This window comes from Rhodococcus sp. SGAir0479, assembly GCF_005484805.1.
Lineage (GTDB): Bacteria > Actinomycetota > Actinomycetes > Mycobacteriales > Mycobacteriaceae > Prescottella.
The window spans coordinates 726,664-740,634 of record NZ_CP039432.1 but is presented as its reverse complement, the minus strand read 5'-3'; the positions used below and the strand labels follow the sequence as shown (position 1 = coordinate 740,634).

Annotated in this window: 8 protein-coding genes; 1 reads left to right on the top strand and 7 read right to left on the bottom strand. The window is 69.5% G+C overall.

Annotation, left to right across the window (positions count from 1 at the left end; all coding sequences use genetic code 11):
• Position 1: 1 nt before the first annotated feature.
• The 3 genes from E7742_RS03535 to E7742_RS03525 are packed head-to-tail and all read right to left on the bottom strand — an operon-like array spanning position 2 to position 5,231.
• Entirely contained in the window at positions 2-2,878 is a 2,877-nt protein-coding gene (locus tag E7742_RS03535) for an ATP-binding protein (RefSeq protein WP_137797674.1), read from the bottom strand.
• A 31-nt stretch (positions 2,879-2,909) separates the two neighbouring features.
• Positions 2,910-4,049, bottom strand: coding sequence for an acyl-CoA dehydrogenase family protein (locus E7742_RS03530; RefSeq protein WP_137797673.1), 1,140 nt, complete (start codon positions 4,047-4,049; stop codon positions 2,910-2,912).
• A 6-nt stretch (positions 4,050-4,055) separates the two neighbouring features.
• A complete protein-coding gene (locus E7742_RS03525; RefSeq protein WP_137797672.1) occupies positions 4,056-5,231 on the bottom strand; it encodes an acyl-CoA dehydrogenase family protein in 1,176 nt (391 codons plus the stop codon).
• Positions 5,232-5,700: 469 nt separating this feature from the next.
• Between E7742_RS03525 and E7742_RS03520 the strand changes: the two genes are divergently transcribed.
• Positions 5,701-6,888, top strand: a complete 1,188-nt coding sequence (locus E7742_RS03520; RefSeq protein WP_137797671.1) for a serine hydrolase domain-containing protein — start codon at positions 5,701-5,703, stop codon at positions 6,886-6,888.
• A 50-nt stretch (positions 6,889-6,938) separates the two neighbouring features.
• Here E7742_RS03520 and E7742_RS03515 read toward each other — a convergent pair whose 3' ends face one another.
• From E7742_RS03515 to E7742_RS03500, 4 genes are all read right to left on the bottom strand, one after another.
• Positions 6,939-7,979: an alpha/beta fold hydrolase gene (locus E7742_RS03515; RefSeq protein ID WP_137797670.1), complete on the bottom strand. Its 1,041-nt coding sequence runs from the start codon at positions 7,977-7,979 to the stop codon at positions 6,939-6,941.
• 203 nt (positions 7,980-8,182) lie between these two features.
• A complete protein-coding gene (locus E7742_RS03510) occupies positions 8,183-10,708 on the bottom strand; it encodes an ABC transporter permease (protein WP_137797669.1) in 2,526 nt (841 codons plus the stop codon).
• A 4-nt stretch (positions 10,709-10,712) separates the two neighbouring features.
• The gene (locus E7742_RS03505; RefSeq protein WP_137797668.1) at positions 10,713-11,480 is read right to left on the bottom strand and encodes an ABC transporter ATP-binding protein; all 768 of its coding nucleotides are present in this window, start codon (positions 11,478-11,480) and stop codon (positions 10,713-10,715) included.
• A 71-nt stretch (positions 11,481-11,551) separates the two neighbouring features.
• Entirely contained in the window at positions 11,552-13,906 is a 2,355-nt protein-coding gene (locus E7742_RS03500) for an arylsulfatase (protein ID WP_137797667.1), read from the bottom strand.
• Between the last annotated feature and the right edge of the window lie 65 nt (positions 13,907-13,971).

Below are 13,971 nucleotides of genomic sequence, written 5' to 3'. Positions count from 1 at the left end.
GTCACCGTCGCGACTCGGCGACCGGCCCGTCGACGAGTTCCCCGACCAGGCGGTCGACCTGCTCGCGCGTCAGGTGAGCGCCGGCGGCCGCATACCGCTCGAACTCGTCCTCGCCGAGGGCATCGCGAACGACGGCCGCCTCGATGGGACCGTCGACGGCGTCGATCCAGGCCGGTAGGAACCCGGCCTGCGCGCCCAGCGAATCGACGGCCCCCATGAGGACGGCCCCGTCCGCGGCCCGCCCGGCCGATGCCAGCACGGCGGCCGTCGAGTGGATCATCACGAGCCACGAGATGACGTCCTCCTCGTTCTCGAGGTCCGCGCGCAACACCTGCATCGATGCCAACGCCCCCTCGATGTCCCCCACGTCGGCCGCGGCTTTCATCAGCCCCCACGTCGACGACGTCACCGCCCACCGGTTGCCGGTCCGCTCGCCGACGCGGATCGCCTCCCGCAGTTCGTCCCGCGCTTCCTCGGCCAGACCCACCGAGCGCAACAGCAGACCGAGCACCGTGCGGGCCTCGGCCTCGATCCACCCTGCGTCGTGCTCGCTCGCGACCTGCACGGCGTGGCGGGCCAGCTCGACCCCGCCCTCCCTGCGGCCCTGCATCGCGGCGAAGTGCGCGCGCCACGCCTCGTCGCGGGCCACCTCACCGACGTCACCGATCGAGGACCACAGCTGCACGGCCCGACGGACCGCGTCCTCGGCCGTCACCGCGTCCCCCGTCAGGTACGTCAGCGACGCCAGTCCGTCGAGGGCCCGGGCCATCACCCGCGGCTCCGGGGGCCGCCAGTCTCCCGCCACCAGTTCCAGTGCGGTCCGCAGGAATACGAGCCCCTCCCCCACGTTCCCCGTCCGATACCAGAACCACGCGAGGTGGCCTGCCAGTTCGAGCGCGTAGTGCGGATCGTCGACCTCGAACGCCGACTCGAGCGCGGCGCGGTGCTCGGCCTGGTCCCGGGCGAGCAACGCCAGCGCGTGTCCCGCCCGCGTGGTCCGGTACGCGGCGGCCACGCCGGCCACCCGCTCCGCGACGAAGCCCCGGTGCGCGGCACGGATGGCCACCGACTCGGCGTCGTCGGCCTGCTCGCGCGCGAACTGGCGGATGGTGGCGAGCATGCGGTAACGCGTCGGCGACGATCCGGGCACCACCCGCACCAGACCGCGGCGGACGAGGGTGGTGAGCGCGGCCGACACCTGCGCGACCGAACCCATCATGCACAGCGCGGTCGCGCCCTCGATGTCGAACGAGCCCGCGAACACCGCGATCCGGCGGAGCAGCCTCGCCTCCCCGTCCGACAGCAGGCGGTAGACCAGGTCGATGGTGTCCCACAGCCGTCCGCCCGGCCCGACGTCGGGCGACGGGTCGCCGTGCTGCAGCGTGAAGCGGTTCACGAGAGCGGCCGCGATCCGGTCCACATTCAGGTACCGCAACTGCGCCGCAGCGAGTTCGATACCCAACGGCAGGCCCTGCACCTCGCGGCAGATCGCCAGCACCGCTGCCCGGTTCTTGGGAGTCACCCCCCACCCGGCGTCCACACCGGCGGCCCGCTCGGCGAACAGGTCCACCGCTGCCCCGTCGACGGCCAGCGGCATCACCTCCCGCACCACCTCGCCCGACACCTTCAGCGACGTCCGCCCCGTGACGATCACCCGCATCTGCGGGCAGCGCGCGACGATGGTGCGCACGACGTCGGCCGTGTAGTCGGCGACGTGCTCGCAGTTGTCCAGCACCAACGTGGACGAGCGGGGCCCCAGGACCTCGGCCAGGTGGGTCGCCGAACCCACACCGGGCAGCCGCAACAACGTCGCGAGCGTCGACGGAATCAGTGCTCCGTCGCTGACTTTCGTCAGATCGACCACCCACGGACCGTCCTCCGCTTCCCGTCGCCGACACAACTCGACGGCCAGCCGGGTCCGACCCACGCCGGGCGGACCCACAAGGGTCAGAAGGGGTTGTTCGTCGAGTACCTGCATCAGTGCGGCCACCTCGCGCTCGCGGTCGACGAGCCGCGTGCGTGGCAGCAGCAGGTTCGAGCCGCGGATGCTCGTCGGAGGCGACAGGTGGGCCGACTCGAGGTACACCGTGTCCTTGGTCAGGACCGCAGTCTCGATCCGTCGCAGGCCGGCGCCGATCTCGCACCCGAGCCGGTCGTCGAAGATCGCGCGACAGCGGCGAAGCGCCGCCAGAGCGTGCGCCTGCTGTCCGGATCGGTACAGCCCCAGCACCAACAGCTCCCAGGCTCGCTCGTCCAGCGGGTGATCGGCCACCAGCGCCTCGGCCTCGACGGCCGCCGACGCCGGCTCGCCCCCGTCGAGTTGCGCACGCGAGAGCGCGACCCGTGCCTCGAACCGAAGTTCGGTCAACCGCGCGACGTGGGACTCGACGTACACGGTGTCGGCGAACGCCGACGCCGGAATGTCCGCGTACGCGAGCCCACGCCACAGTCGCAGGCCCTGCCGGTAGGCCTCGGCCGCGGCATCCGGTGCACGATCGGCCAGGGCGTCGCCGCGGCGGACCTCGTCGACGAATCGGACGGCGTCGACCGCCTGGCGCGGGACGGCGAGTCGGTACCGCGTGCCCGTGCGAACCAGGACTGTCCCACCGTCCCCGGCTGCCCCCGCGTCGAGCCTGCCGCGCAGGTCCTCGAGGGCGCGCTCGAGCGGGTCGGGTCCGCCGACGGCCTGGCCGTTGCCCGCTGCCGCCGCGCGAGTGTGCCGCACCTGAGCGCGCAACCGCTCGATGTCCACCGAGTGCGGGAAGGCCGCGAGCAGCGCGGCGAGCAATGCACGCTGGTGGTGTTCGAGCACGATCGGTCTGCCCCCGCGTGTCACCGTGACGGGACCCAGCACCGCGAACTCGATTCCGTCCGCCACCACGCGCTCCCTTCACCCCCTCCCGCAGCGCCTAGTCCGCGACCTCGACCATGTCGTGGCCTGCGACGTCGGCGACCAACACCCGCAGGTGGTCGTCCGTCGCCCCGAGGGTCTGCTCGATGGCCGTCAATCTGGCGACGTAGTGCCCCACGGCGTATTCGGCCGTCATCCCGATTCCCCCGTGCATCTGGATCGCTTCCTGCCCGATGTGCCGCGCCGAACGCCCGACCCGTAGTTTGGCCCGCGACGCGACGACCGGGTCGACGACGCCGTCCGCCAGCGACATCGTCGCGTACAGACTCATGCTTCGTGCCAGTTCGAGCGAGACGTACATGTCCGCCGCCCGCTGGGTGAGGGTTTGGAATGTAGCCAGCGGAACCCCGAACTGTCTTCTCGTACGCAGGTATTCGGTGGTGATTCGCAGCGCCTCCTCCATCGCGCCGACGGCCTCGGCGCACAGCGCCGCCTGCGCCCGCACGTGTGCGGCACGGACCGCGACCGTGCTGTCCCCGACATCGCCGTCGCCGAGGGGCTCGGCGACGACATCCCGGAGATCCAGCTGTGCGGCACGCAGACCGTCGTGCGTCGGGTACGGCGTGCGCACCAGTCCGGGTGCGTCCGCACTCACCAGGAACAGACCGACCCCGCCGTCCGGCAACGTCGCGGAGACGACCAGCAGATCCGCGCAGTCGCCGTGCGGCACAGGGTTCTTGGTGCCGGTGAGCGCCCACGAATCCCCCTGCCGTACGGCTCGGGTGGCGACGTCAACCACGGGCCACCGGGAACCGGGTTCGGTGTGGGCGAACGCGAGCAGCGTGCCTCCCGCCGACACGGCGGGAAGGAGCTTGCGGCGTTGGGCCTCGCTACCGACGTCGGCGATCAGGCCGCCCGGGACCAGCACGGCGTCGAGGACCGGCTCGGGGGCGAGACGCCGCCCCAATTCCGTCATCACCACCCCGATTTCGACGGCGCCCCCGCCGGAGCCACCGTCCTCCTCGGCGAATCCGAGACCGAGGAGCCCGGTCTCGGCCAAGCGCCGCCACACGTCCTCACTCCATCCGCGCGGCGTCGCCTTGACCGCGGCCAGGGTCTCCGTGCCGTAGCAGCGGCCGAGCAACTCCCGGGTGGTGTCCTGCAGCAGCGTCTGTTCGTCGTCCAGTGTGAAATCCATGTCGCCTCACAGTCCGAGGATCGAGGACGCGATGATGCTGCGCTGCACCTCGCTCGATCCGCTGTAGATGGACACCTTGCGGTAGTTCAGATAGATCGGTGCCGCCCGCTGGGCCCACTGCGGACTGGCCACGTCCGTACCGGCGTCGAACGGCAGCGAGTCCGGCCCGGCGACGTCGACCAGCAGCTCGGTCGCGGCCTGTTGCAGCTCCGAGCCCCGCAGCTTCAGCAACGACGACGCCGGATCCGGCTTGCCGTGCGCCGAACCGGCGACGACGCGCAGCTGGGTCAGCTCCAGCGCGAGCAGGTCGTTCTCCAGTTCCGCGACCCGCGCCGCGAACAGCGGGTCGTCGAGCAACGTCCCGGACCCGAGCGCGGTCCGCGCCGCATGCTGCTTGGCCCGCGCGAGCTTGACCTTGGTGCGGCCCACGCCGGTCACCCCGGTCCGTTCGTTGCCGAGCAGGAACTTCGCGTAACTCCATCCCGCGTTCTCCTCGCCGACGAGGTTCTCCGCCGGCACCCGGACATCGTCGAAGAACACCTCGTTGACCTCGTAGCTGCCGTCGATCAATCGGATCGGCCGGACCGTGACGCCCGGGGACGCGAGATCGATGAGGAGAAACGAGATGCCGGCCTGCTTCTTCGGGGCGCTCGGGTCGGTGCGGACCAGGCAGAAGATCCAGTCCGCGTACTGAGCCATCGTCGTCCACGTCTTCTGCCCGTTGACGACGTAGAACTCGCCGTCCCGGACCGCGCGGGTCTGCAACGACGCCAGGTCGGAGCCGGCCTCGGGCTCCGAAAAGCCCTGGCACCACCAGATGTCGAGGTTCGCGGTGGGCGGCAGGAACCGAGCCTTCTGTTCTTCCGAACCGAAGGTCGCGATCACCGGGCCCACCATGTTGGCGTTGAACGCGAGTGGCTCGGGCACCGACGCCAGTTGCATCTCGTCGAGCCAGATGTGGCGTTGCACCACCGACCAGTCCCTACCGCCCCACTGGACCGGCCAGTGCGGCACCGCGAGGCCGGCGGCGTGGAGGATGCGCTGCGACGCCACGAAGTCGTCGCGTCCGATCGGCGCGCCCGACGCCACTCGCTCGCGTGTCTCGGCCGGGATCTCACTGCGGAAGAAGGCCCGCATCTCGTCCCGGAACGCACGTTCTTCCTCGGTCAGAGCCAGATTCATCGACGATTTCCTCCACACGCCGGTCCATCGAGGGTCCTCGATGCGAACGCTACTCCACCGGACTTCTCCGGCAGCGGTCTTTGGAGACGTGGCTGTCGCGCGGCCCCCGAGGAGCTCGCCGGTCGAACCACGGCCCCTCCTCGAGGTGCGCGCGCTCGCGCGACGAACCCGTCGGCGGAACTGCGGCACGGGCAGATACCGGAGCACGGATCGGACGTACGGTACGGCGAGTCGCATCGGCGGGGAAGGCAGCGGCGGTGACCACCGATACCGACCGCCCCGGTCATGGAGGGTCACGTATCCGTCGTCGAGGGGGCTCGCCGGCCGGTCCACTTCCTCCGCCAGCGCGCCGAACGGTCGTTTGTTTCAATCTCGTTGACAGTCGTAAGGGGCCTGTTACGCGGCGCCGAAACGGCGAAATGCCCCTCTAGCATCGGCGTGTCCGAAAACCACGATCCCGAGGTGTCGAGTGAAATCTGTCCAACGCAAGGTTCTGTATCCGGCTCTCGCCGTGGCTTTTTCGAGCACATTGGCGTTCTCCGCCACCGCGCAGGCGCTTCCTGCGGGCTCGTCCTCGGGCGTCACGTTGCCGTTCGGGTCGACCGGCTCGTACGGAGAGGGGACCGACGACCCCTCGTACGCCGCCGTCGCGCACCGTATCGGTGCCGTCCTCGCCGAGCGCGGGATCCCGGGCGCGCAGGTGATCTACGCGGACAACTCGACCGAACGTGCCTTCAACTACGGTGTGTCGAGCGTCGCCACCGGCGACCCCGTCTCTTCCCGCACCGTCTTCGAAGCAGCATCGCTGACCAAGGTGGTGGCCGCTTACGTCGTCCTGCAGCTGGTGGACGAGGGTGTGCTGGATCTCGACCGGCCGCTCTCGGAGTACTTCACGTATCCCCGGATCGCGGCGGACCCCGCAGCCGATCGGATCACCGCGAGAATGGTGTTGACGCACACCTCCGGCCTGCCGAACTGGGCGACCGGTCCGTCCAGCCCCGAGTTCGAATCGACTCCGGTGCACACCGTTTTCGAGCCTGGAACGCAGTGGTCGTACTCGGGCGAAGGCTTCTACTACCTGCAGAAGACGGTGGAGTCGTTGACCGGAACACCGTTCGACCGGCTCCTCCAGGAGCGGGTGTTCGACCGGTTCGCGATGGCAGACAGCGACCTGGTCACCGATCCCGCTTTCGAGGCGGTGACCGCTGTCGGTCACACCGCGGACGGCAGCCCGAAGCCCGTCCGCAATTTTCCCCGCGCGAACATCGCCTACACGCTGCGGACCACCGCCGCCGACTACAACAGGTTCATCCGCGGCGCGCTGCTCGGCGGCGTCGGGCTTGCACCGACCACCCGCGACATGATGTTCGACGCGGCCGGCAGCGCCGACCACGGGGGTGTCGACCGGGAAGCGACCGACCACATCGACTGGGGGCTCGGCATCGGGCTGCAGCGCAACGAGCTGGGGGACGCCGTCTGGCACTGGGGCGACAACGGACCTTTCAAGGCGTTCTTCATCGCCTATCCCGACACGGGCCGCAGCCTCGTGCTCATGACCGACAGCGAGTCCGGTCTGACGGCCGTCGACGACCTCGTGCACGAGTTCTTCGGACCCGGCACCGTCTATGCGACGAGATGGATCGCCGAAGCCGAGTAGGCGTCCCCGACGCGCCCGGGCCGGTCACGAGCCTGCCCGGGCGCTGACGCTCACTCGTCCCCGGACGGGGCGAGTAGCTCGCGGACGGCCCGGTCGATGAAGGCGGTGTCCTCGTCGTGGGAGCCGCCGCCGGCGAAGTGCCCCCAGATACTCGGGATCACCCGCAGCTCGGTGCCCGCGATGAACTGGGACGCCCACTGCTCGTCCTCCGGGCAGAAGTAGAGGTCGGTCTCGCAGGGCATCTGGATGATGCGCGCTCTGATCGACCGCAGCGCGGCCTCGGTGTCACCGTCGAAGCCGGGGGTGTTGCCCACGTCCCCGTGCTTCCACGTCCACAGCATGGACAGCAGATTGTTGACGTCCCGCCCGTCGAGGAAGAAGCCCTCCCAGAAGCCGACGAGAAAGTCGTCCAGCGAGCTGAATCCCAGTGTGCGCCAGTCCTCCTCGCGATAGAACGCCTGGGAGAACCCCCAACCGGCGTACACCCGTGCCGCCGCTCGCAGACCGATGTGCGGCTGTTCGGTGTACCAACCGTCGTTCCAGGCCGCGTCGGCGGTGAGCGCCGCCGCGACGCTGTCGAGGAAGACCTTGTTGTGCGGGCTGGTGACGGAGGACCCGCAGAAGGGCAGCAGCGCATCCATCATGTCCGGGTAGCTCACCCCCCACTGGTACGTCTGGCCGGCGCCCATCGACCACCCCAGCACCAGCGCCAACCGTTCGATGCCGAAGTGCTCGGTCACCAACTTGTGCTGGCACTCCACCTGGTCGTAGAAGGTGACGCGCGGAAACCGCGGACCGTCGAAGGGCGGCGGCGTGTTGCTCGGAGACGACGACAGACCGTTGCCGAGCATGTTCGGCACGATGATGAAGTACTTCTCCGGATCCAGTCCCTTGCCCGGGCCGATCAGCCATTCGTTGTCCCAGTGCCGACCGGAGAACCAGGTGGGGTACACGACGGCGTTGCTGCGGTCCTCGTCCAGCGTGCCGTACGTCTTGTAGGCGAGCTTCGCTCCGCGCAGGGTGAAACCGCTCTGCAGTTCGACATCCCCGAGGTCGTAGACGTCGTAGTCGCGGTGGCTCTGGTCGGTCATCCGGGATCCTCTCGTCGTCGCTGCCGGCTCGGCGACGGACGACCACGCGAGGGCGCCCTCGCCGAAACGGTGATTCACCACTAAAGCACGCGTCGCGGGCTTTCGACGGGGTTCGGATACCGGTCCGTCACCCGTCCACACGAGGACGGCACCTTCGCGGGGATCCCCGCGAAGGTGCCGTCGGAATGTCGTCGACGCGTCGGCTAGACGTCGGCGATGGCCTCGAGCGGTTTCGTCCGCGCCGCCCGGGAAGCGGGCCACAGGGCCGCCAGCACCCCGACCACGCCGGACCCGATCAGCATCGCCACCACCTGGCCCCACGGGACGGCGATGTGGTCGAGTCCCTGGTCGGCCAGCGTCCGGACGAAGCCCCAGCCGAACACCACCCCGAGCACGACGCCGACGAGGGCACCGAAGACCGCGATCAACACGGATTCGAGGTAGATGGTGCGCCGAACCTGAGCCCGCTGCATGCCCACCGCACGCAGCATGCCGATCTCGCGACGACGTTCGACGACCGAGAGCGCCAGCGTGTTGACGATGCCGAGAATCGCGATGACCACCGCGAGCGCGAGGAGCCCGTAGAGCACCGCCAGCAGCATGTCGATCTGCTGTCCCTGGGTGCCCTTGAACTGCTCCCGGTCCTGCACCTGCACCACGACGAACGGATCGGTGGCGCGCGCCAGGTCCGTCGCCATGGCCGCGAGGTCCGCGTCGGGGGCCGCCTCGATCAACACGGCCCACTCGGTGCGCATGTTCAGCGGCGTCACCTGCTGGTACACCTCGTCCGACACCACCCACGGTCCGAGCAGCTGGTTGTCGGCGTAGATGCCGGTCACCGTCGTGGTCACCTGCTCGCCGTCCCGGTCGGTGAGCGTGACCGGGGTCCCGAGCTTCCAGCCGTGGTCGGCAGCCTCGGTCTCGCTCACCATCATGTCGGTGCCGCTGACCGACCCCGCGCCCTCGGTCATCGTGTAGTCGAGCACGCCGTCGGGCGAGTTGCCCAGCGAGGTGCCGAACGCATCCTCGCCGTCGATCTCGACCGCCACGCCGTGCAGCGAGACGGCCTTCTCGACACCGTTCACGCGGGCCGCCGCTCCGGCGGCGCCGGCCGGGACGCCGATGCCCTGCGGTCCGGTGAGCACGAAGTCGGCCTCGACGCCCTTGTCGACGAGCGAGTTCACGCTGGCCTTCGCGGACGCACCGAACACGCCGATCACCGACACCAGCATCAGGCCGAGAGTCAGTGCGAACGCGGTGGCGGCCGTGCGCTTGGGGTTACGGACGGCGTTGGTGCGGGCCAGTCGGCCCACCGATCCGAACGGCTTGGCGAACACCGCGCCCAGCGCACCGACGACCGGGCGCGACAGCGCCGGTGCCGCCAGCAGAACCGCGAGCACCAGAGCCAACGCTCCGAGCCCGACGGTCGCCGCCGCACCCCCACCGGTGGACTGGGCACCGACGACGAGAGCCAGCACCCCCAGCACCGCGGCGATCGCACCGACGAGCGTCCGCACCCTCAGCGTGTCACCGGTGGACGCGAATTCCTCCCGCATCGCGGCGACCGGCGGGACCTTCGACGCGCGACGCGCCGGGGCGTAGGCGCTGACGACCGTGACGATCACACCGAGCACCAGCGCGACGACGATCGTGCGGGGCGCCACCTGCAGCGGGCCCTCGGGCAGGCCGAGGTCGAACGCGTTGAGCAGCCCGCGCAGGCCGTAGGCGAGGCCGATGCCGCCGGCGAGTCCGAGCGCGCTGCCGATCACGCCGACCACCAGCGCCTCGAACACCACCGAGCGGCCCACCTGCTTGCGGCTCGCACCGATCGCGCGCAGCAACGCCAGCTCGCGCAGGCGCTGCGCCACGATCATCGAGAACGTGTTGTAGATGATGAACGTGCCCACCAGCAGTGCGATCGCCCCGAACGCGAGCAGGAAGTAGTTGACGAAGCTCAGGGCCTCGCCGATCTCGTCCTTCGTCTCCTGCTTCACCTCGGCGCCGGTCTGCACCTTGGTGTCGGGGAGTGCTGCCGCGACGCGGTCTCGCAGTTCGTCCTGCGAGGCGCCGGTGCCCGCGACGTCGATGTAGCCGACGTGGCTTCCGTCGGTGAACAGCTGACGCGCCTGCGCGTCGGTGAACAATGCGCCGACGTAGCCCCCGGTGTCGGTCTCGGGCGCGTAGATGCCGGAGATCGTCACGTCCTGCCAGCCGGCCATGGTGAGCACCCGGGTGGAGGCGCCGACCGTGAGTCCGGCCCGCTCGGCCGCGCTCTCGTTGAGCGCGATCCGGCCGGGCTGCTCGGGTGGCGTGCCCGAGACGAACTTCGTGGGTTCGCCGAGCTGCTGCTCGGGCGGCAGGTAGGACGCGCCGACGCTCGGAGCGCCCCCGTTCTGCATCGGCTTGCCCGCCGAGTCGAGGACCACGATCTGACCGCCCACCGACGGTGCGACCGCGCGCACCCCGTCGACGCCGCGGATGGTGTCGACATCGGCGATCGGGACACCGCTCGAGCCCTCCTCGACGGGGCTGACCCGGACGTCGACGCCCTGCGCGGTGCCCTCGAAGATGCTGTCGAAGGTCTTCTGGAGGGTGTCGGTGAACACGAACGAGCCCGCGACGAACGCGGTACCGAGCACCACCGACAGCACGGTCAGAACGAGCCGCACCTTGTGCGCGGCGAGGCTGCGCAGGGACACCTTGCGCATCGGAGAAGTGGTGACGGCCATGGCGTCAGACCGTCTCGAGGTTCTTCATGCGGTCGAGGACCGACTCCGCCGTGGGCTCACGCAGTTCGTCCACGATCTGCCCGTCGGCGAGGAACACCACCCGGTCGGCGAAGCTCGCGGCGCGGGGGTCGTGCGTGACGATCACGACGGTCTGGTCGAACTCGTCGACGGCGGCCCGCAGGATCGAGAGCACCTCACCGGACGAGCGCGAGTCCAGATTGCCGGTGGGTTCGTCACCGAAGATGATCTCCGGCTGTCCGGCGAGGGCGCGCGCACACGCCACCCGCTGCTGCTGGCCGCCCGACAGCTCCCCGGGCCGGTGGTCGAGGCGATCCCGTAATCCCAACCGATCGATGACCGTGTCGAGCCACTGCTGGTCGGCCTTGCGGCCGGCGATGTCGAGCGGCAGCGTGATGTTCTCGAGCGCCGTGAGGGTCGGCACCAGGTTGAACGCCTGGAACACGAACCCGATCCGGTCGCGGCGCAGCTGCGTCATCTGCTTGTCCGAGAGCGTCGTCAGATCGGTGGCGCCGATCAGCACCGAACCCGAGGTCGCCGCGTCCAGGCCGGCGAGGCAGTGCATGAGCGTCGACTTGCCGGAGCCGGACGGCCCCATGATGGCGGTGAACTCACCCCGTGCGAACTCGGCGGAGACCCCGGCGAGCGCATGGACCTGGGTGTCCCCCGTCCCGTAGACCTTCGCGAGGTTGACCGCGCGGGCGGCCACTGTGGTGTCGGTGGGCATCTCGGTTTCGGTTGGCATGCCCAACATCCTCACCCGGCGAGGGGTCCGAAGACCATCGGGGACTTCCCTGATCTTGTACCCCGACCTGCGGATGCCCGTCAGTCGTGCGCGAAGGCGCGCGCGATCTCGCGCTCGAGATCGAGGTAGGGAACGCCCGAGACGTCCGCGGTGACGTCGAGAACGGTGCCGCCGCGGAACCGGAACGGCACCGAATACAGACGTGATACCGACTGCCCGGTGTCACGTCCCACCCGAATTCCCTGCCCCACACCGGAGAACATCGCCGGTTGGATCCGTACACCACCGCGCGCCCCCACGTTGCGGTCGTCGATGTGCAGGGTCACGTCCCCGACCGGTGTGAAGCCGTCGTCCGCGGCGCCGGTCCGCGTGAAGCGCACCCCCAGCACCCGGGCCTCGCGCGGGACGGGCTCCGCCGAGACGACGACCTGTTCCTCCTCGCCCAGGAAGTTGTAGACGTACTTCAGACGACCGTCCTGGACGAACAACGTGTGCCCGCCCAGTCGACCGCCGTGGGCGAACAGCACGCCCTCCGCGTCCGCGGACTCCAGCCGCACCCGCGCCAGGACCGAGAACGAACGCCCCCGCATCTCGAGTGCGGCCCCCGGCCCCACCTCGGCGGCGTCCGGGTAGTACACGAACGACTCGCGGGCCCCGGTCAGATACGGGCGGGCGCGCAGGAACGCCGAGAGCACGTCGAGATCGTTGAGAGGCAACCCGTCGTACTTCGCGGCCTCGTCGAACCACAGTCGACGAAGTTCGTCGAGTTTGTCCGGGCGGGCCGCGGCGAGATCGTGGACCTGGCTCCGGTCGCGCTCGAGGTGGAACAGTTCCCAGCGGTCGTCGTCGAAGTGGGACCAGTTGGACGGCGCCGCCGGGTGGACCGTGTTCGCGAACCACCCGTCGTGCCAGATCCCGCGCGTACCGAGCATCGAGTAGAACTGCGTCCGTTTGCCCGTCGCGGCGTCCGGGTCGTCGAGGATCGCACGGAAGCTCGTGCCCTCGAGCGGCCGCTGCGGCACCCCGCCCACCAGCGGTGGCGGGACGATCCCGAGGCACTCGTACACGGTGGGGGTGATGTCGCAGACGTTGACGTAGTTGTCGCGGACCGCGCCGCGGGCGGAGACGCCCGCCGGCCACGAGATCACACACGGGTCGGCAATGCCGCCCTCGTGCGAGGCGTACCGCTTGAACAGCTTGTGCGGCGTATTGAACGCCATCGCCCACCCGGTGCAGTAGTGGTTGTACGTCTCCGGACTACCGAGCGCGTCGATCTTCGGGAGCCCGTCCTCGACCCGATCGGGGTAACCGTTGAAGAAGCGATACTCGTTGACCGAGCCGTTGGGCCCGCCCTCGCCGCTGGCGCCGTTGTCCGACAACAGCACCACGATCGTGTTGTCGAGCTGGCCGGATTCCTCGAGGTAGTCCAGCAACCGGCCGATCTGGGCGTCCGTGTAGCTCTGGAAGCCCGCGAACACCTCCGCCATCCGGCAGAACAGCCGCCGCTCGTCGTCGTCGAGCGACTCCCACGGCCGCACGGTGTCGCCGACGGGCCACGGCGCCCCGTCGGCGCTCACCTCGTCCGCGTACGGGTTCAGCGGCGAGAGTTCGGTGTCCGCGGGAAGCAGGCCGAGCCGTTTCTGGTTGTCGAGGACGATCTCGCGATACCGCTCGTATCCCATGTCGAAGCGACCGCGGTACCGGTCGGACCATTCGGTCGAAACATGATGCGGCGCATGCCCGCAACCCGGACAGAGATAGAGGAACCACGGCTTGTCGGGGGCGATGACTGCGGCGTCGCGGATGAACTCGATCGATTTGTCCGCGAGGTCCCTCGACAGGTGATAGCCGTCCTCGGGGGCCGCCGGCGACGTCACCGGATGGTTGTCGTAGACCAGGTTGGGATACCACTGGTCCGCTTCCCCGCCGAGGAACCCGTAGAACCTCTCGAAACCCCGCGACAGCGGCCAATTTCGTTTGGTGGCAGCCAGATTCGACTCTTCGAGCGGGGTCAGGTGCCACTTGCCGACGGCATAGGTGTTCCATCCGCGCGCGCCGAGCACCTCGGAGATCAGTGCGGTGTCGGCGGGAATCCGTCCGCTCGCGTTGGGGAAGCCGTCGGTGAACTCCTCCACCGTCGCCATTCCCACCGACGTGGGATTACGTCCGGTCAGCAGCGACGCACGGGTCGGCGAGCACAGCGCCGTCGTGTGGAACTGACTCAGCAACACACCCCGGTCGGCGATGCGCCGCAGGTTCGGCATCTCGACCAGGCCGCCGTAGAAGTCCCAGGTCCCGATCCCGGTGTCGTCCCACACGAGATACAGCACGTTGGGCGCACCCTCGGGGGCGCGAGGTTCGGCGAACGGCGCCCAGTCCGGCGTCGAATCCCGAATGTCGACCGTTACCTTGCCCGTGAACTCCGCAGCAGCCATGGCCGGGTCCTCCCGATGCGGTGGAATTCCATCATCACACGCACCGGGAGGCTCCGGGGGCAGGT